Origin of the sequence: Streptomyces sp. NPDC096324 (assembly GCF_044763015.1) — a bacterium.
Lineage (GTDB): Bacteria > Actinomycetota > Actinomycetes > Streptomycetales > Streptomycetaceae > Streptomyces.
Genome location: NZ_JBIWFK010000003.1, coordinates 434570 through 454328, shown reverse-complemented (window position 1 = coordinate 454328; position 19759 = coordinate 434570). Strand labels below are relative to the sequence as shown.

15 protein-coding genes are annotated in these 19759 nt (G+C 72.2%); 6 read left to right on the top strand and 9 right to left on the bottom strand.

The window, feature by feature from the left end; all coding sequences use genetic code 11:
* Positions 1–236 precede the first annotated feature (236 nt).
* On the top strand, positions 237–1295 hold the full coding sequence (locus ACIQ7M_RS09410; RefSeq protein WP_403641697.1) for a hypothetical protein: 1059 nt from the start codon (positions 237–239) through the stop codon (positions 1293–1295).
* A 169-nt stretch (positions 1296–1464) separates the two neighbouring features.
* A complete protein-coding gene (locus ACIQ7M_RS09405; protein ID WP_386982828.1) occupies positions 1465–2031 on the top strand; it encodes a cysteine hydrolase family protein in 567 nt (188 codons plus the stop codon).
* On the opposite strand, the gene ACIQ7M_RS09400 is transcribed toward ACIQ7M_RS09405, so the two are convergent.
* The 3 genes from ACIQ7M_RS09400 to ACIQ7M_RS09390 form a co-directional block, all read right to left on the bottom strand.
* Positions 2028–3257, bottom strand: a complete 1230-nt coding sequence (locus tag ACIQ7M_RS09400; RefSeq protein WP_403641694.1) for a serine hydrolase domain-containing protein — start codon at positions 3255–3257, stop codon at positions 2028–2030. The two genes, ACIQ7M_RS09405 and ACIQ7M_RS09400, sit on opposite strands and share 4 nt — an antisense overlap.
* Before the next feature lie 90 nt (positions 3258–3347).
* Positions 3348–5132: a TIGR03767 family metallophosphoesterase gene (locus ACIQ7M_RS09395; RefSeq protein WP_403641691.1), complete on the bottom strand. Its 1785-nt coding sequence runs from the start codon at positions 5130–5132 to the stop codon at positions 3348–3350.
* A gap of 298 nt (positions 5133–5430) precedes the next feature.
* Entirely contained in the window at positions 5431–6342 is a 912-nt protein-coding gene (locus tag ACIQ7M_RS09390) for a pyridoxamine 5'-phosphate oxidase family protein (RefSeq protein WP_403641688.1), read from the bottom strand.
* A 235-nt stretch (positions 6343–6577) separates the two neighbouring features.
* Between ACIQ7M_RS09390 and ACIQ7M_RS09385 the strand changes: the two genes are divergently transcribed.
* Complete coding sequence (locus ACIQ7M_RS09385; protein WP_403641685.1) at positions 6578–7147, top strand: CGNR zinc finger domain-containing protein; 570 nt, start codon at positions 6578–6580, stop codon at positions 7145–7147.
* Positions 7148–7391: 244 nt separating this feature from the next.
* Positions 7392–10700, top strand: a complete 3309-nt coding sequence (locus tag ACIQ7M_RS09380; protein ID WP_403641682.1) for a S8 family serine peptidase — start codon at positions 7392–7394, stop codon at positions 10698–10700.
* 147 nt (positions 10701–10847) lie between these two features.
* Here ACIQ7M_RS09380 and ACIQ7M_RS09375 read toward each other — a convergent pair whose 3' ends face one another.
* Both ACIQ7M_RS09375 and ACIQ7M_RS09370 read right to left on the bottom strand, forming a co-directional pair.
* A complete protein-coding gene (locus ACIQ7M_RS09375; RefSeq protein ID WP_403641679.1) occupies positions 10848–11627 on the bottom strand; it encodes a hypothetical protein in 780 nt (259 codons plus the stop codon).
* A gap of 1 nt (position 11628) precedes the next feature.
* A complete protein-coding gene (locus tag ACIQ7M_RS09370) occupies positions 11629–12150 on the bottom strand; it encodes an RNA polymerase sigma factor (RefSeq protein ID WP_403641676.1) in 522 nt (173 codons plus the stop codon).
* 311 nt (positions 12151–12461) lie between these two features.
* Between ACIQ7M_RS09370 and ACIQ7M_RS09365 the strand changes: the two genes are divergently transcribed.
* Positions 12462–13481 carry an aspartate-semialdehyde dehydrogenase gene (locus ACIQ7M_RS09365; protein ID WP_389838765.1) on the top strand — a complete coding sequence of 340 codons (1020 nt, stop codon included), beginning with the start codon at positions 12462–12464 and terminating at the stop codon, positions 13479–13481.
* 110 nt (positions 13482–13591) lie between these two features.
* On the opposite strand, the gene pepN is transcribed toward ACIQ7M_RS09365, so the two are convergent.
* Complete coding sequence (gene pepN, locus ACIQ7M_RS09360) at positions 13592–16171, bottom strand: aminopeptidase N (protein ID WP_403641671.1); 2580 nt, start codon at positions 16169–16171, stop codon at positions 13592–13594.
* A 112-nt stretch (positions 16172–16283) separates the two neighbouring features.
* Between pepN and ACIQ7M_RS09355 the strand changes: the two genes are divergently transcribed.
* Positions 16284–16760, top strand: a complete 477-nt coding sequence (locus ACIQ7M_RS09355; protein ID WP_403641668.1) for a DUF1203 domain-containing protein — start codon at positions 16284–16286, stop codon at positions 16758–16760.
* Positions 16761–16839: 79 nt separating this feature from the next.
* Here the strand turns inward: ACIQ7M_RS09355 and ACIQ7M_RS09350 are convergent, their stop codons facing one another.
* Genes ACIQ7M_RS09350 through ACIQ7M_RS09340 form a run of 3 tightly spaced genes read right to left on the bottom strand, consistent with a single transcriptional unit; the run spans position 16840 to position 19561 of the window.
* Entirely contained in the window at positions 16840–17079 is a 240-nt protein-coding gene (locus ACIQ7M_RS09350) for a hypothetical protein (RefSeq protein ID WP_339129379.1), read from the bottom strand.
* Positions 17080–17135: 56 nt separating this feature from the next.
* On the bottom strand, positions 17136–19292 hold the full coding sequence (malQ, locus tag ACIQ7M_RS09345) for a 4-alpha-glucanotransferase (protein WP_403641665.1): 2157 nt from the start codon (positions 19290–19292) through the stop codon (positions 17136–17138).
* Positions 19292–19561: a hypothetical protein gene (locus ACIQ7M_RS09340; protein WP_355773774.1), complete on the bottom strand. Its 270-nt coding sequence runs from the start codon at positions 19559–19561 to the stop codon at positions 19292–19294. The genes malQ and ACIQ7M_RS09340 overlap by 1 nt, the downstream gene beginning before the upstream one ends.
* Between the last annotated feature and the right edge of the window lie 198 nt (positions 19562–19759).

Sequence of the window (19759 nt, the reverse complement as noted above, 5' to 3'; positions counted from 1 at the left end):
GACTCATCCGATCCGCGACTCGGTGGACTCATCCGATCCACGCATTGGTTGACTGATCCGATCCGCGCACTGGTTACGAGATGCAGGTATTCAGAGCCGTAACCCCTATTAACACGCGCCCGGACCAGCGTCTTTCCTCGGCCGAACGCGCGTGCGTCCGGGAGTGGTTGTCCCGATTCGCCGACGGGCGGGTAACAGCCGTTAGAAGACGGCTTCCCGGCGGAAAACCCCGGACCATGAGTCACAGCACCCCCATCTCCCCCCGCGCCCTCCGCCCCTCGTCCCCCGTACGGGAGCGGGTCCTGACCACCGCCCGGCTGCGCGAGAACGGCGTGACGGCCGCGGACGCGAACGAGCGGTGCCGGCCCGGCGGGCCCTGGCAGCGGCTCCTTCCCGGCGTCTTCCTGCTGCGTCCGGGACCACCCACGCCCGAGGAGCGGCTGCACGCGGCGCTGCTCTACACCGCCCGTCCCCCCTCCGCCCGCACGGCGCCCCGCGTCCCCGCCCAGCCCGGCTCCCCGGAACCGCGCGCCCACCGGCCCTCCGCGGACGCGCTGATCACCGGCCTGGCGGCGCTGGCCCTGCACGGCTTCTCCTGCGCCCCGCCGCTGCCCTCCCTCGGCACGATCGACGTGCTCGTCCCCCGGCTGCGCCGGCTGCGCTCGGCCGGCTGTGTCCGCATCGTGCGGACGACCGTGCTGCCGGCGCCCGTGTTCGTGGCCGGAGTGCCGGTGGCCGCCGTCCCCCGCGCGCTGGCCGACGCGGTCGCGGAGCTGACCGACGCGGAGGCCGTGCGCGCGCTGCTGACGGAGGCGGTGCGCCGCGGCTACTGCGAACCGCGCTCGGTCGTGGAGGAGCTGACGGCCGCCCGGCTGCTCGACCGCCCGTACGTGGTGGACGCCGTGGACTCGCTGGTGGCGGAGGGCAGGGCGATCGCGGAGAACCGGCTGTACCGGATGGTCTTCGAACACGGGCTGCCCGACCCGGTCTGGAACGTCGAGCTGCGGCTGCCCGGAGGCCCGCACCTCGGTGCGCTCGACGCGTACTGGCCCGAGCAGGCGGTGGCGGTCGAGCTGGAGACCCGGCCCCCCCTCCAGGAAGCGGACGACGTCCGGGCGTCCGAGCGGACCCGCAGGCGCGAGCATCTGGAGCGGCTCGGCGTCACCGTCGTCCACATCACCCCGCGGAAGCTCAGGGACGCGATGGAGCAGCAGGCCACGATCGTAAGGACCGCGCTCATGGCCGCGAACGACCGTGATCCGGCCGCGTATGTCGTGGTGCTGCCCCGGTCGTGACGGACAGGGCCGCGCCCGGAGGGGAGGGAGGGGCCCGCGAGCCGTTCTCGCGGGCCCCCTCCCGGTTTCCGGTGGCGTTGTCAGTGCCCGGATCTACTGTGGGGCGAGCAGGAGTTCCCTGGACGGACGCGCCTGCCGTGCCCAGCCGGACCGAAGACAGGAGAGCGTGATGACGACCCTGCCCGACCGCCCGAACACAGCGTTGCTGGTGATCGACATGCAGCACGGAGCGGTGGACGGCGCCCACGACCTCGCGGGGGTGATCGCGAACATCGACACGCTCGTCGCCAGAGCTCGCGCCGAGGCCGTGCCGGTGATCTGGGTGCAGCACTCCGACGATCACATGAAGTACGGCAGCGAGTCCTGGCAGTACGTGCCGGAGCTGGTCCGCGAGGAGGCGGAGCCCGTGGTCCACAAGAACTACGGCGACTCCTTCGAGGCCACCGGTCTGGAGGACCTGCTCGCCGAGCGTGCCGTCGGCCATGTCGTGGTCACCGGCGCCCAGACCGACATGTGCGTCCGCTCCACGCTCCACAGCGCCTTCACCCGGGGGTACGACGTCACGCTGGTCGGCGACGCCCACACCACGGAGGACCTCACCGCGTACGGCGCCCCCACCCCGGCCGAGGTCGTCGCCCACACCAATCTGTACTGGAGGGAGCAGCGCGCGCCCGGCCGGCGCGGGGACACCGTCGAGACGGCGAACGTGAGCTTCGCCGCCGGAGCCGCCGGCTAGAGCCGGTCGGACAGGGCCGGGGAGAGGCCCGGGGAGAGGCTTTGGGGCGCCTTCTCGGAGCGGTCCCGGGACGGGCTCGTCCCGGTCGGCCGTGTCCCGCAGAACTCCGCCTCCACGATCGCCAGGCTGTCGCCCGCCCAGTCGCCGTTGAAGTTGAAGGCGAGGGAACGGCGGCCGTCCGCGGTGGTGAGGGCCACGGTGGACGAGCCGTGGATGCCGCCGTCATGGCCCCAGACCCGGACGCCGCAGCTCAGTTTCAGCTCCACGAGGCCGAGGCCGTAGCCGCCGTCCGGGACGCCGTCGATGCGGACCGTCGACTTCATCTCCTTGAGCTGCTCGCGCGGCAGGAGCCTGCCGCGCAGGAGTGCGGTGTAAAAGCGGTTCAGGTCGGCGCTGTCGGAGATCACCTCCCCCGCGGAGGATGCCCAGGAGGGGTTCAGGGCGGTGACGTCGTAGGTCGGTCCCGTCGTGGTCCCGGCCAGTTTGGAGTACGCCCTGCTGTGCGCCCCGGGGACCGTCACCCGGGTGCCCGGCAGTGAAGTGGCGTGCAGGTTGAGGGGCTTGATGATCCGGTCGTGGATCTGCGAGGCGTAGGAACGGCCGGTGACCTTCTCGATCACCATGCCGGCCAGGACGTAGTTGGTGTTGGAGTAGTTCCAGGACGTGCCCGGCGCGAAGTCCGGCTCGTGGGACAGGGCGACGGCGACGAGTTGTTCGGGGGTCAGCGTGTCGTAGCGGTGCCGCAGGAATCCGTCCTTGGTGAGATACGTGGCGCCGAAGCCGTCGTCGGCCGTGTAGTTGAAGATCCCGCTGGTGTGGTTGAGGAGTTGGCGGACGGTGATCCCGGTGCCGTCGTTGCCGTTGCCGCGCACCACGCCGGGCAGCCAGGTGTCCACGGTGTCGTCCAGGGACAGCCGGCCCTCCGCCTCCAGCTGGAGCAGGACGGTGGAGATGAACGTCTTGGTGATGCTGCCCACGCGGTAGCGGTCGGCCGTGGACCGCGGTGCGCCGGTCCGCAGATCTCCGATGCCCGCGGTGGCCGACCAGGTGCTGCGGGGGTCCACGGCCGTCGCCGTCACCCCGGGCACACCGTCGTGCACGGCCGTTTCCAGGGCCTGGCGTGTCGCCGCGTGGCCGTCCTTCGCGGGCGCCGCCGCCGCGATGCCCGCCTGCGTCACCGCGATCCCCGCGGCGATCGCCCCCACCAGTGCCGTACGAACCCTCATGTCTTCCCCGTCTCGCTGTGGGACTCGGTCGGGGGGTGGGACACGAGGGCACGCCGGCGGGTTGCCCGGACAGTGCGGGTTGATCCCTTTTCAGCCCTTCTTCAGGATCAGTTCGGTGTTGCGGTCGCGTGAGGTGCCCGACAGGTCGGTGCGGGAGCCGGGGGCGTTGAGGGAGAGCTCGCGGTACAGCGCCGCGAGGCCCGTCTGGCTGAGGTCGGAGAAGTCCGTGGCGTGCGGGGCCGCGGACTCGATGAGGGTGGTGAACAGCGAGAGCGTGCCGTCCTTGTTGTCCACCAGCTCGACGACCCGGGCGAGCTGGGGGAAGTCGACGTGGGAGGCGGTGCAGATCTCCCAGAAGGAACGGTTGCCGGAGGCGGCGTGCGGGATGATCTCGTTCCTGTGGGTGTGTCCGTTCACCCAGGCCAGCGTGTTGCTGAAGCGGGCGAGCAGGGCGACGACCTCGGCACCGCCGTGCCGCCGCTCGGTCGGGTGGGCGGGGTCGGCGTGGGTGTTGCGCATCGTCTTGCTGGTGTGGTGGCTGAAGACGATGACGTACGAGTCCGCGTTCTCGCGCAGCGTCCGCTCCAGCCAGCGCAGTTGCGCCGTGCCGATGGAACCCTCGTAGTGGCCGCCGGGGTCGGTGGTGTCCAGGCTGATCCCGAGGACGTCCCCGGAGATCCGGAACGTGTAGTACTGGGTGCCCGCGGAGAGGTTCGCGGAGGAGTAGCCGTGGCCGTTCGGGCCCGGTCCGGTGTACGCCGGGTCGAGGTGCGCCTTGACGTACTCGGCAGGGGTGAACGGGGCGCGCTTCTCGTCGGGCGTGACCGAGCGCATCTCGCGGGTGTGCGCCCTGAGCAGGTCGTGGAAGGCGGCGCCCTTGGGGCTGCTGCCGTTCTTGATCGTCTTGGCGAACGTGGTGGCCTCCGCCGAGCCCAGCGACATCAGCTTCTTGCCGCCGACGGCGAACTCGGTGAGGTAGGAGTCGCCGCGCGATCCGTAGCAGCCGAGCGGGAGCGCGTCGTGGTTGCCGACGGTGGAGTACCAGGGCAGCTTCAGGCCGGGGCTGCGCAGCTCGCGGATGGCCGCCTCCAGGAAGCCCTGGATGCGCGGGAAGCCGAGCTGCTTGTCGGCATCGCGCAGGGCGGCGTCGGGCTGCCAGTAGGTCTTCAGATTGCTGGCCTGGACGCCCTCGTAGTGCCGCGGGTCACCGCTGTTGGGGGTGACGCGGCCGCCGCTCATGACCTTCAGGAACCATTCCAGCTCCGTCGTGGAGTTGTTGTCGGTGTTGTCCCCGGTGGTCATGACGAAGTGCAGCGGGGTTCCCGTGGCGGGGGCTCCGTGCAGGGAGTTGACCCGCTCGATCAGGGAGATGGCGCCCGCGACGGTCAGCGTCTCCTGCGGACGCCAGGCGCTCTTGTTCTGGGAGCGCAGGTACTCGAGGCGCAGCGGGTGCTGGGCGTCGATCAGATGCAGGTCGGTGAGCTGCACGAACGCGGCGAGCGCGGTGCGACGGTCGGCTCGGCCCGTCTTGGGCGCGGCCAGTTCGTCGCGCACGACGCGCTTCCAGCCGGCGCCGTCACCGAGTCTGCGGTATCCGGTCGGGCCGGAGCGCGGGGTGGCGACGGAGCCCAGGGTCGTGCCGCGGGTGTACGGGGCGAGCGCGGCCGGGCCACTCGGGCCGGTGGTGGCCGCCCCGCCCTCGGCGTGGGCGACGGAGTCGGCGACGGGCGCCTGGGCGGCCGTCGACGCGTGCGCCGGGGACTGCGGGCGCAGGGCCAGACCGATCCCGGCGGAGAGGGACACCGCTCCGGTGGCGGCCAGCAGGGTGCGGCGGTTGAGGGCGGGTACGGTGGCGACAGAGCGTATGCGCGGCATGGCGCGGTCTCCCCGAGTGCGAACGCGTCGGCAGTGGCCGCGGGGGGCTCGACCGGTGAACTCCCCGCTCGTACTGGATCGTTGGCATTGGGGATGACCTGCGCGTTAACTGGGCGGCAACGGGTGACGCCGATCGCCGTACGTCGATCTGCGCGCACCCTGGACGTCCATGGAGTCCTGTCCGAACGGCCGGTGGACGGTCACTCCGTGTTCATTCTGCGGGGTAGGGGAGGTGGATCCGGGGGCTCCGCCCGGCCGTTCACGGATTCGTCGGCCCGTTAACGGATCGGAAGCCCCTTCACGGATTCGCCGGCGAGTAGGCGGGCGCGGACCAGCGCAGCGGGCTGGCGGCGGGCGTCTCGACGGCCTCGGCGAGGGTGAAGCGGACGGTCCGTTCGCCGTCGGGGGCGAATTCGGTGCGGGCCGTGCCGGTGAGCTGGAGCACCGCTCCCGAGGTCCAGTCCAGGAAGAGGAGACCGGCGCGCGGATCGGCGGCGAGGTTGCCGAGGGTCAGGAACATGGAGTTCCCGGGGTAGTCGGGCCAGCTCAGTTCACCGGGTGCCTCGACGCGTACGAAGCCGGGGTTGCCGCCGCGGTGGCTGGCGTCGGCGCCGTGCGCGTGGACCGTGGCGAGGAAGAAGGTGTCGGCGGTCTCGACGAACTCCCGCTGGGAGGGGGTGAGTTCCCTGCCGCGCCGGGGAACGCCCGGCGCCCGGCCGGTCACCGTCTCGTACGTCCGCCGCTGCTGGAGGTACTTGGGGCAGTTGCCGAAGACCTGGTCGGCCTCGACGGCGAAGCCGCGCGGGGTCGGCCGGACCCGGCCGTTGAGGCGCAAGCGGCGACGGGTGCGCGGGTCGAGCGCGATGGTGCCGACGGCGGTGCCCGGGGTGGCGAGCGCGCCGGTGAGCGGATCGCCGGCCGGGAGGCCGCCCACGACCGAGATCCGCCGGGCGCCGGTGGCCCGCACGAATCCCGGCTCGCCGGTGAGCAGCGAGGCCCACACACCGCCGCCTCCCGCCGGGGCGGCCTCGCGCTCGGGCGGTGTGCCGCTCTCCGGGGCCGCCGCGCCGACGACCAGCATGGGCTGGAGTTCCAGGAACGCGGCGGCCACGGGCCGGATGCCCTGGCCGACGGCCCGGCCCACATGATCGGCGAGGTCCCGGACGCCGACCCGGTCCTGGACGGCCCGCGAACCGGAGTGATACGTCATGACGACTCCAGGTACTGGAAGAAACCGCAGGTCGGTGGGGACGCGTTCGGTGCCGGCGCCTCCCCGGCGCCGCTCGCCTCGAAGATCTCCAGTCCGGTGCGCGGCGTCACGGCAGTGCCTTCCGCCGTTGGCAGCCCCATCGAGAAACTAACCCTTGCTATCGACATTAGAGGTTAGAATCGAGCGCGTCAACCGGTGACCTACCCTTGAGTAGTTAGCCGTGAAGGGAGACCCCATGTCCACCAGCCCCGACCCCCGCCCGCTCACCGGCGAGCCGGTCTCGCTCGACCTGCTCAACACCCGCTGGGTCCACGAGGGCGCGGTGCGGGACCTGCTGGCCGACACCGGGGGTCTCGCGGTGTGGCTGACGGGCAACGGGCTCGACTTCCCGGCCGACGACACCGTCCTGCGGCACACGCTCGAAGCCCGCGACGCCCTGCGCGCCGCCGTCGACACCCCCCACGGACAGGCCGGCGAAGAGGACTCCCGCTTCCCGGCCGAGGCCGTCGCCCGCGTCGACGCCGTCCTCGCGCACGGACGCGTCCGGCTGACCCTGACCGGCCGGGGACCCGGCGGGACACCGGAGTTCGACGACCCCTCCTGGGGCCCGGCCTGGCTCGCCGCGCGCGACTACCTGGAGCTGCTCCAGGCCGCCCCGGACCGCATTCGCCGTTGCGCCCACGAGGCCTGCGTCCTGCACTTCTTCGACACCTCGCGCAACGGCACCCGCCGCTGGTGCTCGATGGCGGCCTGCGGTAACCGCGCGAAGGCGTCCCGCCACTACGCGCGCACAAAAGAGAGCTGAATCGACAAAGAGAGACATCCGAGCCGTCCGGGATATGCCCTCATAGCCCGCCATCGACGGCATGACGCATGGCGGGAGTACGCCATGCGTCCATCCTTGCTTGGTCAACTCTCCCCAAACAACTGCCCCTTGAGCAAAGCTGAGCGGTCATCCGGGTCCACATTCCGGACTGATGCGACCGGTGCCACAAGAACCGCCGGAACCGGCCGTTCCACGCTCGTTCCTTTACCTACAAGGGATGCAGATGACCTCCGACCCTCAGCGCGCACCTATATCGGGCGCGAGACGCGTGGCCCGTCTGGCCATGGCAGCGGGCCTGGTGGCCGCGCTCTCCGCGGCCGGGCCGATACCCATGGCCTTCTCCGCGGACACGGGCGCGCCCACGGCCGACCCGGGCACCAAGTCCGCCGCCGCCAAACTCGGTTCGACCGACGCCGACCTCCTCGCCGAGGCCAAGGCCAACGGCGACAAGAACGTCACGATGATGATCGCGACGGCTCCCGGCCAGACCGAGCAGGTCGCCAAGGAGCTGGACGCGGTCAAGGGCGGCTCGGTGGGCCGCAGTTACGACAAGCTCGGCTACGTCCGCGCCACCGTCCCGACGAGCAGGGCGGACTCGGCCATCGCCGCCGCCGCGAAGCTGTCCTCGGTGCACGGGATCGACCTGCGCCAGGAGATCGCGCTGGACGACCCGACCCCGAGCGCCGACACGGCCAAGCACGGCAGCAACACCTCCACGGCCGCCACCTACTCGGGTCCCGGCAAGAAGACCCCCGCCGAGAACCCGTACAACCCCTCCTTCGAGACGGGCGCGGTCGACTTCGTCAAGGACCACCCGAAGGCGGACGGCCGGGGCATCACCATCGGCATCCTGGACTCCGGCGTCGACCTGGGCCACCCCGCCCTCCAGAAGACCACCACCGGAGAGCGCAAGATCGTCGACTGGGTCACCTCGACCGACCCGATCCTCGACAGCGACGCGACCTGGCGCCCGATGGTCACCCCCGTGGCCGGGCCCACCTTCACGTACAGCGGCCGGACGTGGACGGCGCCGGCGGGCTCGTACGAGATCAGCACGTTCCGGGAGTCGGCGACCGCGGGCGGCGACGCCGCGGGCGACGCGAACCGCGACGGCGACACCACCGACGTGTGGGGCGTGCTCTACGACCCGGCGGGCGGCACGGTCACCGTCGACCTGAACAACAACGGCGACTTCACCGACGACACGCCGATGAAGCCGTACAAGGACGGTTTCCAGATCGGCTACTTCGGCACCGACAACCCGGCGACGGACGTCGTCGAGCGGCAGCCGTTCGTCGTGGAGATCCGCAAGGACGTACCCATGGACCCGTACGGCGGGACCTGGGTCGGCAAGAAGGCCGACTTCGTCAACATCGGCGTCATCGAGTCCGAGCACGGTACGCACGTCGCGGGCATCACCTCCGCCAACGGCCTGTTCGGCGGGAAGATGAACGGCGCCGCGCCCGGCGCGAAGATCGTCTCCTCCCGTGCCTGCACCTGGACCGGCGGCTGCACCAACGTGGCGCTCACCGAGGGCATGATCGACCTCGTCGCCAACCGCGGTGTGGACATCGTCAACATGTCCATCGGCGGCCTGCCCGCGCTCAACGACGGCAACAACGCGCGCTCCGAGCTCTACACGCGTCTCATCGACACCTACGGCGTCCAGCTCGTGATCTCCGCGGGCAACTCAGGACCCGGCGCGAACACCATCGGCGACCCCGGCCTGGCCGACAAGGTCATCTCGGTCGGCGCGACCATCTCCAAGGAGACGTGGGCCGCCAACTACGGCTCGCAGGTGGAGAAGAAGTACGCGATGCTGCCCTTCTCCTCGCGCGGCCCGCGTGAGGACGGCGGCTTCACGCCGACCCTGAGCGCGCCCGGCGCCTCCATCAACTCCACCCAGACCTGGCTGCCGGGCTCCCCGGTCGCCGAGGCGGGCTACACCCTTCCGGCCGGCTACTCGATGCTCCAGGGCACCTCGATGGCCTCCCCGCAGGCCGCGGGCGCCTCGGCGCTGCTGCTGAGCGCGGCGAAGCAGAAGGGCATCAGCCTCACCCCGGCCACCCTGCGCACCGCGCTGACGTCGACCGCCGACCACATCAAGGGCGTTCAGGCGTACGAGGAGGGCGCGGGCCTCATCAACATCGGTGACGCCTGGGACTCGATCAAGGACGGCGCCACCGCCCACGACTACACCGTGAAGGCACCGGTCGACACCGCGATCGACTACGCGCTGAAGACGCCGGGCTTCGGCACCGGCCTGTACGACCGCGAGGGCGGCCTCAAGGCCGGGCAGCGCAAGACGTACGACATCACCGTCACGCGTACCTCGGGCGCGGACCGGCCGGTCCGGCACGAGCTGTCCTTCGCGAACAACGCCTCCGGCACCTTCCGGATCCTCGGCAAGGACGAGGTGAACCTCCCGCTGAACCAGCCGGTCACCGTCAAGGTCCAGGCCGCGCCGGAGTCCGCCGGGCTCAAGAGCGCGATCCTCGAGGTCGACGACCCGCGCACCGAGGGCGTCGACAAGCAGATCCTGTCGACCGTCGTCGTCTCGTCGCCGCTCAAGTACACCTACGCCAAGTCGAGTTCGGTGCAGCGCAACAGCACCACCTCGTACTTCGTGACGGTCCCCGAGGGCGCCACGTCCCTGGAGGTCGCGATCGGCGGGCTCAAGGACAAGAGCCAGACCCGGTTCATCGCGATCCACCCGTACGGCGTCCCGGTCGACAACACCAGCACCCCGTACTGCTACAACAACTACCTCGACGGCAACGGCTGCAAGCCCGACGTGCGTTCGTACGCCGACCCGCAGCCCGGTGTCTGGGAGATCGAGGTCGAGGCGCGCCGCACCTCGCCGCTGCTCGACAACCCGTACAAGCTGGACGTCGCCGTGCTCGGCGCGGCCTTCGACCCGGCGGTCGTGACCGTCCCCGAGGCCAAGGTCGGCACCCCGGCCACCGCCTCCTGGAAGGTGACGAACAACTTCGCCGCGATCGACGGCAAGCTGCGGGGCGGTCCGCTCGGCTCCTCCAAGAACGCGCGGCCGACCATCACCGAGGGCGTGACCCAGACCACCACGGTCGAGGTGCCCGCGGGCGCCGCGTCGCTCGACGTGGCCATCGGCAACGTCTCGGACAACGCCGCCGACCTCGACCTGACGGTGAAGAACGCCGCCGGGACCGTCGTCGGACAGTCCGCGGACGGTGACTCGGAGGAGGCCGTCTCCATCGCCGACCCGGCCGCCGGGACGTACACCATCGAGGTCGCGGGCTACGCGGTCCCGTCGGGTTCGACCGCCTACGACTACCGGGACGTGTTCTTCTCCAGCGCGCTCGGCACGGTCACGGTCGACGACTCCACCCCGGTGAAGCTCGCCACCGGCGCCTCGGCCACGGTGTCCGGCTCGGTCACCGCCGCCGCGGCGGCGCCCGAGGGACGCGAGTTCTTCGGTCAGGTCCAGCTCGTGAACGCGCGCGGCACGGCCGCGGGCATCGGCAGCGTGAAGATCGAGAAGGTCACGCCGTAACGGTGTGACCCCCGGCCGCGCGAGCGGCCCGGGAACCCGGGGCGGGCGTCCGGCGACGGACGCCCGCCCTCTCGCGTGCCCCCGGCCCGCCGGACCGGCCGCCGGCCCGGGAGCCGGGCATTCACCCGGACCGGCCGGCGCCCGGTGTCACTGCTCGCACGTCATGCCCCGGGACTCGGGCAGCGCCTTGACGATCCAGGAGCGGTCGCGGGCGATCTGCTGCTCCCCCGTGGTCCAGATGTCGGGTGTCGAGGCGTGCCGCTGGATGGCGACCAGCACCTCGTCGCCCCGGCGCAGCCGCGGGTCGACGTCCCGGTCCATCAGGAAGGTGACCTCCTTCTCGCCCGTGGCCGGCTTGTAGTAGTGGAAGACGTCCAGGGTGATCCGGTCCCGCGCGGTGCCGGGGACCGCGGCCACCTTCGTGACCGTGCCCTCCGCGATGAGCCGGGAGCAGGCGATGTAGCCGGGGGCGCTGAGCGAGCCCGAGCCGCCGCTGTCCTGCACCTTGGCGTCCGCGGAGTTCGTCTTGTCCGCCCCGCCCGCTCCGCCCTGCGTGACCAGCCAGCCCAGCCCGACGACCATCGAGGCCACCGCGGCCGCGGCCAGGGCGCCGGCCCCGACGACGAGCGCGCGCCGATACCCGGAGCGCTTCCCCGGGGCGCCGCCCGGACGCCCGTCGCCCGACCTCCGCGGCCCCCGGGGCCTCCTGGCCCCCCTGGAGTTCCGGGCCCCGCGGGCCGGATCGGCGGTCCTCCCGGCGTCCGCCAGCGCGTCACCGATGACGACCAACTGTTCCCGGAGCACGTCCACGTCCGCGGCGGCCGACCGGTGCTCGGCCATGAACACGACGTCGTCGCGAGCGCCCTCGGGCAGTTCGGCGTCCGTGATCGCGGCCAGCAGCGCGTCCACACCTTCGTACTCGGCCACGTCACACCACCTCGTCCTCGTGCAGGCGGGCGCGCAGCGCGCGGACCGCCGTGTGCAGCCTGCTCTTGACCGTGCCCTCGGGTATGCCGAGCTCGTCGGCGATGTCCCGCACCGGCAGGTCGGCGTAGAACCGCAGGACGAGGACCTGGCGCTGGGCGTCGGGCAGTTCGTCCAGGCCCTGGGCGACGGCCAGCGAGAGCACGCTGGACTCCTCGTCGGAGGGCTGCTCCAACTGGCGCAGCGAGGCGAGCCGCTCGCCCAGCCGCTCCTGCCGGCGCTTGGCCCGGTGCCAGTCCATCGCAAGGTTCGAGGCGACGACCGCCGCCCAGGCCGACACGTCGCGCGGCGCCTCGTCCCCCTTGGCGGCCCGCTCCAGCAGCCGCAGCCGGACCTGCTGTACCCCGTCCGGCAGGTCCGTCTGCGGCACCCCACCGAGCGCGAGCACCGCCCGCACCCGGCGTTCCTGCGTCGCGTCCAGGGGATCGTCCGCCCCCGATGCCCGACGTGGCTTTCTGCGCAGCACAGCCACCCCTCCCCTCCCCGCGTCCCCTCTACGACGCCGGCGCGGGTGAAAACGTTCGGCCGCGTTCGAGTCGTACGTCACACCGGGTCCGGATCCGTGACCGGGACGCACCGTACGGCTTGCGGTTCCCCCGTGTCACCGGGCGATTTCTTCGTACCCACGCGCCCGGCCGCCGCAGGATCGGGCTCCCGGGCGCGTGGGTCCGTGTCCCACGCTGTGAGCCGCGCGACGAAAGGATTGGACACGCGGGCCCGGGTGAGACGCATCATGGAAGCGCTGGACCACGAAGAACGCACGTCAAGGGAGTCGCCGTGAGGGTCGGAATCGTCGGAGCCACCGGTATGGTCGGCACAGCCATGCGCAAGATCCTCGTCGAGCGGGACTTCCCGGTCGAGGAGCTGCGTCTGTTCGCCTCGGCCCGTTCGGCCGGGACGGTCGTCGACGGGGTCACGGTGGAGGACGCTTCCACGGCGGACTACTCGGGCCTGGACATCGTGCTGTTCTCGGCGGGCGGGGCCACCTCCAAGGCGCTGGCCGAGAAGGTCGCCTCCCAGGGCGCCGTCGTGATCGACAACTCCTCCGCCTGGCGCAAGGACCCCGAGGTCCCCCTCGTCGTCTCCGAGGTGAACCCGCACGCGATCGCCGACCGTCCCAAGGGCATCATCGCCAACCCGAACTGCACGACGATGGCCGCGATGCCGGTCCTGAAGCCGCTGCACGAGGAGGCGGGCCTCCAGGCGCTCGTCGTCGCCACCTACCAGGCGGTGTCCGGTTCGGGTGTCGCCGGTGTGGCGGAGCTGCACGGCCAGGCGCTGAAGGTCGTCGGCGAGGCCGACGGGCTGACCCACGACGGCGAGGCGGTCGACTTCCCCGAGCCGCAGGTCTACAAGCGCCCCATCGCCTTCAACGTGCTCCCCCTCGCGGGTTCGATCGTCGACGACGGTCTGAACGAGACGGACGAGGAGCAGAAGCTGCGCAACGAGTCGCGCAAGATCCTGGAGATCCCCGCCCTCAAGGTCTCCGGCACCTGCGTGCGCGTCCCGGTGTTCTCCGGCCACTCCCTCCAGGTGAACGCCCGCTTCGACCGCCCGATCTCCGCCGAGCGCGCCACCGAGCTCCTCGGCGGCGCCCCGGGCGTCGTCCTCTCGGACATCCCGACCCCGCTCCAGGCCGCCGGCAAGGACGCCTCGTACGTCGGCCGCATCCGGACGGACGAGACGGCCGAGAACGGTCTCGCGCTGTTCATCTCCAACGACAACCTCCGCAAGGGTGCCGCGCTGAACGCGGTCCAGATCGCGGAGCTGGTGGCGGCCGAGCTCAACGAGGGCTGACACCCGCGTCCACGACCCGCCCGAGGGGGCGGTCGTGTCCGCCACACGCCCGAGGGGGCGGGCACCGGCCGGTGCCCGCCCCCTCGGGGTCTGTCCGTTCCCGTCCGTTCCTAGGCGGTGGCCGCGCGCGCGTCCGCCGCCTGCGCCTTCAGGGCGCGCTCGACACCCGAGCGGGACTCCGAGACGAGGCGCCGCAGGGCGGCGTTGGGCTCGGCCGAGGCCAGCCACGCGTCCGTCCTGGCGAGGGTCTCCTCGGAGATGTGGATGCCCGGGTAGAGGCCCGTCGCGATCTGCTGCGCGATCTCGTGCGAGCGGGCGTCCCAGATCTCCTTGACCACGGAGAAGTACTTGTCCGTGTACGGGGCGAGCAGCTCACGCTGGTCGGCCTGCACGAAGCCGCCGATGACCGCTTCCTGCACGGCGTTCGGGAGCTTGTCGGACTCGACGACCGAGGCCCACGCCTCGGCCTTCGCCTCCTCGGTGGGCCGGGCGGCGCGGGCGGTGGCCGCGTGCCGCTCGCCGGCGGCGGTCTTGTCGCGCTCGTACTCGGCGGCGATCTCCGCCTCGTCGAAGCGTCCGACGGCCGCGAGCCGCTGGACGAACGCCCAGCGCAGCTCGGTGTCGACGGCGAGGCCCTCGATGGTCTCGCGGTCTTCGAGCAGCGCCTCCAGGAGGTCGAGCTGCTCCGGCGTGCGCGCGGTCGCCGCGAAGGCGCGCGCCCAGGCGAGCTGGTGGTCGCCGCCGGCCTCGGCCGCGCGCAGGTGGGCGAGCGTCGCGTCCGTCCAGCGGGTGAGCAGCGCCTCGCGGGCGGCCGGGTCGGCGTACAGCTCGATCGCGAGCTTGACCTGGCGGTGCAGCGACTGCACGACACCGATGTCGGACTCCTTGCCGATGCCGGACAGCACCAGGGCCAGGTAGTCGCGGGCGGCGAGTTCCGCGTCGCGGGTCATGTCCCAGGCCGAGGCCCAGCACAGGGCGCGCGGCAGGGAGGACTCGAAGTCGCCGAGGTGCTCGGTGACGAAGGCGAGGGAGTCCTCGTCGAGGCGGACCTTGGCGTACGACAGGTCGTCGTCGTTGAGCAGGATCACGTCGGGGCGGCGCTTGCCGAGGAGCTGCGGTACGGCGGTCAGCTCCCCGTCCACGTCCAGCTCGATGCGCTCGTCGCGCACCAGCTTGCCGCTGCCGCCGTCGAACTCGTAGAGGCCGACCGCGATGCGGTGCGGGCGCAGTGTGGGCTCTCCCTGGGCGCCGGCGGGCAGCGCGGGGGCTTCCTGGCGGATGGCGAACGCGGTGACGACGCCCTGGGCGTCGGTCTCGATCTCCGGGCGCAGGATGTTGATGCCGGCGGTCTGGAGCCACTTCTGCGACCAGGTGCCGAGGTCGCGTCCGGAGGTCTCCTCCAGGGCGCCGAGCAGGTCGGACAGGCGCGTGTTCCCGAAGGCGTGGGCCTTGAAGTAGGCCTGGACGCCGCGGAAGAACTCGTCCATGCCGACGTAGGCGACGAGCTGCTTGAGGACGGAGGCGCCCTTGGCGTACGTGATGCCGTCGAAGTTGACGAGCACGTCGTCGAGGTCGCGGATCTCGGCCATGATCGGGTGGGTGGAGGGCAGCTGGTCCTGCCGGTACGCCCACGTCTTCATGGAGTTGGCGAAGGTGGTCCAGGAGTGCGGCCAGCGGCTGTCGGGGTGGTAGGCCTGGCAGGCGATGGAGGTGTAGGTGGCGAACGACTCGTTGAGCCAGAGGTCGTTCCACCACTCCATGGTGACCAGGTCGCCGAACCACATGTGGGCGAGCTCGTGCAGGATCGTCTCGGCGCGCAGCTCGTACGCGGCGTCGGTGACCTTGGAGCGGAAGACGTACTGGTCGCGGATGGTGACCGCGCCCGCGTTCTCCATGGCGCCCGCGTTGAACTCGGGCACGAAGAGCTGGTCGTACTTCGTGAAGGGGTACGCGTAGTCGAACTTCTCCTGGAACCAGTCGAAGCCCTGCCGGGTGACCTCGAAGATCGCGTCCGAGTCGAGGAACTCGGCGAGCGAGGGGCGACAGTAGATGCCGAGCGGTACGGTCTGGCCGTCCTTCTCGTACACGCTGTGCACGGAGTGGTACGGGCCGACGATCAGCGCGGTGATGTACGTCGAGATCCGCGGTGTGGGCTCGAAGACCCAGACGTCGTCCTTGGGCTCCGGGGTCGGCGAGTTGGAGATGACCGTCCAGCCGGTCGGCGCCTTCACGGTGAACTGGAAGGTGGCCTTGAGGTCGGGCTGCTCGAAGGACGCGAAGACGCGGCGGGCGTCCGGCACCTCGAACTGGGTGTAGAGGTAGGCCTGCTGGTCGACGGGGTCGACGAACCGGTGCAGGCCCTCACCGGTGTTGGTGTAGGCGCAGTCGGCGACGACGCGGACGACGTTGCGCCCCTCCAGGAGGCCCGGCAGCGCGATCCTCGAGTCCTCGAAGACCTCGGCGGGGTCGAGCGGGTCGCCGTTGAGGGTGACTTCGTGGACGGCCGGGGCGACCAGGTCGATGAAGGACTCCGCGCCGGTCTCGGCGGAGTCGAAGCGCACCGTGGTCACGGACCGGTAGGTGCCGCCCTCCTGCGCGCCGGAGAGGTCGAGTTCGACCTCGTACGAGTCAACGGTGAGCAGCTTCGCCCGCTGCTGCGCCTCTTCGCGGGTCAGGTTTGTGCCAGGCACGCGGTCATCTCCTCGTTATGTGTGGGTTGCGCCATCCTTCCACGGGACCCGCGCACAGCGCGATGTCCGTTTCCCGCCGGTGCCGGGCTGTCGCGGGCGTGAGCCTTGGGACATGACGACGTACACCGCACAGCCCATCGGCGCGTCCGCTCTGAAGGAGCTCCGCGACACCGACGACGCGGGCCGCCGGCCCGTGCCGCTGACCGACGAGGAGGGCGGGTCCCCCTTGCGGTGCTGTCTGCGCCGCAGCGAGCCCGGAGAGCGCGTCCGCCTGGTCTCCTACGCCCCGTTGCGCCGTTGGGCGGCACAAACCGGCGCGGAGCCGGGTCCCTACGACGAGACGGGCCCGGTCTTCATCCACGCGGAGGAGTGCGCGGGCCCGGCCACGGACGCCCTCCCGTTCACGAACGCCCACCGCACGGTCCGCCGCTATTCGGCCCGGGGACGCATCCTGGGCGGGCGGCTGGTCGGGACACCTTCCGCGATCGGCGAGGCCTTCACGGAGGCGTTCGCGGACCCGGAGGTGGCGCTGGTCCACGTTCGGGCGGTGGAGTACGGCTGCTTCCTGTACGAGGTACGGCGGGGCTGAGGGCCCGGAAAACGCGGCGAGGGAGTCCGCGCACCCGTGGGTACGCGGACTCCCTCGGCGCAGAGTCGGTGCGCGGGGCTCAGCCCTGCTTCGGCTGCTTGTGGGACTTGTCCAGGACCATCACGAGGGCGGTGATGCCCCCGAACAGCACGAGCGGCAGCGCGACATACAGGCCGAGCGTCTCGATCACGCTCAGGCCGGAGCCGGGGTCGTCGCCGTCGTCGCGGGTCAGCGCGAGCGCGGGGGACGACATGAGCAGCATCATCAGCGTCGTGCCGGCCGCCAGGGCACCGGCGCGCAGGGCGTTCTTCTTGTCCACGGTGCAAACGTAGCGAACACCCGACGGGGACGCGCGCCCGGGGTGCCGTACGGAGGTCACGGGGCACGGGGCGGCTGTTCCGGAGGGCTCCCGGACGCGCCCGTGCGCTCGCTCTCCGCCCGCACCACGTCGATGAGGGCGTGCAGCCTGGGTGACGCGGCCAGCTCCTCCAGGGTCACCGGGCGGCCCTCGGCGTCGGCGACGGGCAGCCGCCAGTTGGGGTACTCGTCCCAGGTGCCCGGAAGGTTCTGCGGGCGGCGGTCGCCGACGGTGTCCGGGAGCCAGACGCCGATCAGCCGGGCCGGGGTGCGCAGCAGGAAGCGGTGCACGGCCTGGATCTCGGCCTCCTCCACCGAGGCGGGCGCCCCGCCGCTCGGACCGCGCAGCAGCCCGAGCCGGGAGAGCAGCGCCAGCCACTCCCGGACGTCCGCGGCGGCGGCCGCCCGTTCCTCGTCGAGGGAGCCGGTCAACAGGCCGAGGCGGTCGCGGAGTTCGACATGCTCGCCGGTGAACCGGGCCGCGGTGGAGGGCAGGTCGTGGGTGGTGGCGGTGGCCAGGCAGTCGGCGCGCCAGCCCTCGGGCGGCAGGGGCAGGCCGTCCCCGTCCCAGTCGCGTTCGAACCACAGCACCGAGGTGCCGAGCACGCCGCGTTCCTGGAGCTTCTCGCGCACCCCGGGTTCGACGGTGCCGAGGTCCTCGCCGATGACCAGGGCTCCGGCCCGCGAGGCCTCCAGGACGAGGATCGCGAGCATCGCCTCGGCGTCGTGGCGGACGTACGAGCCTTCGGTGGGCGGCTGCCCCTCGGGGATCCACCAGAGCCGGAACAGGCCCATGACGTGGTCGATGCGCAGGGCGCCGGCGTGACGCAGGAGCGCGCGCAGCAGCCGGCGGTAGGGGGCGTAGCCCGAGGCGGCGAGCCGGTCGGGCCGCCAGGGCGGCAGGCCCCAGTCCTGGCCGCGCGCGTTGAAGGCGTCGGGGGGCGCGCCGACGGACATGCCGGCCGCGAAGTACTCCTGCTGGGCCCAGGCGTCGGCTCCGTCGGGGTGGACGCCGACGGCGAGGTCGTGCACGAGACCGATGGACATGCCCGCGTCGCGCGCGGAGCGCTGGGCGCGGGCGAGCTGGGCCTCGGTGAGCCAGGCGAGCCGGCTGTGGAAGTCGACGCGGTCCATCAGTTCGCCCCGGGCGCGGGCGGTCGCCTGCGAGCGGGGGTCGCGCAGGGCCACGGGCCAGTTCCGCCAGTCGGAGCCGTGCACCTCGGCGAGCGCGCACCAGGTGGCGTGGTCCTCCAGCGCCCGGCCCTCCTCGGCGAGGAAGTCGGCGTACGCGGCCTGCCGTCCGGGCCCGAGCGGTACGGCGCGCACCGCGGCGAGCGCCTCGCGCTTGAGCTCCCACACGGCGTCGCGGTCGATGAGCGCGCCCTTGCGCAGAACGGAGTCGCGCAGCCGTTCGGCGCGCTCCCGCAGGGTGCGCAGCCGGTCCTGGTCCTCGGCGTAGGGGTATTCGGGGACGTCCTCGACGCGCAGGTGCACCGGGTCGGGGAAGCGGCGGGAGGAGGGCCGGTACGGGGAGGGGTCGGTGGGGTCGCCGGGCACGGCCGCGTGCAGCGGGTTGACCTGGACGAATCCGGCGCCGAGCGCCCGTCCCGCCCAGGCGGTCAGCTCGGCGAGGTCGCCGAGGTCGCCCATGCCCCAGGAGTGGCGGGAGAGCAGGGAGTAGAGCTGGACGAGCAGGCCGTGGGCGCGTCCGGGCGGCGCGGGCAGCCGGGTGGGGGCGACGACGAGGTGGGTCTCGGCGGCGCGGCCGTCGGGGGCGGTGGCGTGCAGCGTGTGGACACCGGGCGGAAGGTTCTCGGCGGACGCGCGGGACTCGCCCTGTTCGGTGGTGACGCTCAGACGGGTGCCGTCCGGCAGTGCGGCGACCTCGGCGGGGACGAGACCGCCCCAGCACACCAGGGTCGGCGGCAGCAGTCGCCTCGCCGTCTCGGCCTCGTGCAGCGCGAGAGCCGCCCGGACGGCTTCCGGGGTGCTCGCGTCGACGCCGAGCGCGGCCAGGATCGCGACGAGCGCGGTGTCCGGCGCCGCGACCGTGCGGCCGGGGGACGGGCTGTACTCGGGGGCGACACCGTGCAGTTCGGCGAGCTGGGACAGGGGCGTCCGCGGCGCCGACTCCGAGGCCGTCCGCGGCGGGTCGGCGGGCCCGGTGGGTGCCATCAGACCCCCGACGCGGCGCCGGTCGAGGTGGGCTCGCTCGTGAGGTGCGCGGCGTCCGCGAGCGGCGGCTCACTGGTCAGCGGCTCGGCGTCGGGCAGCGGGGGTTCGCTGGTCAGGGGTGCCGCGGAGCAGGCACTCTCCGAGCCGAGCGGGCACAGGTGGGCGGTCTCGGGCTCGGCGGACGCCCGGCCGGCGCGCGGGCCGGGGACGGCCGCCTGGGCCGCGCGTTCGGACAGGGCCGTCAGGAGCAGGTGTGCCGATGCGGCCACGGGGGCCTCCTTGTCGAGGTCGGATACGGCGACCGGGGGCATTCCGGCGGTTCGTGCCGGAAACGGATGCACCGGGCGGTCATCGCAGCCCTACCCCGTGGGCGCGACGGCAGACGCTCACGGACGGACAACGTGCTCCTGGTCACATTCCGTCGCCGTCCCGCGGGGCCGGGCCACGCCTCCAGGCTGGGGTAATCC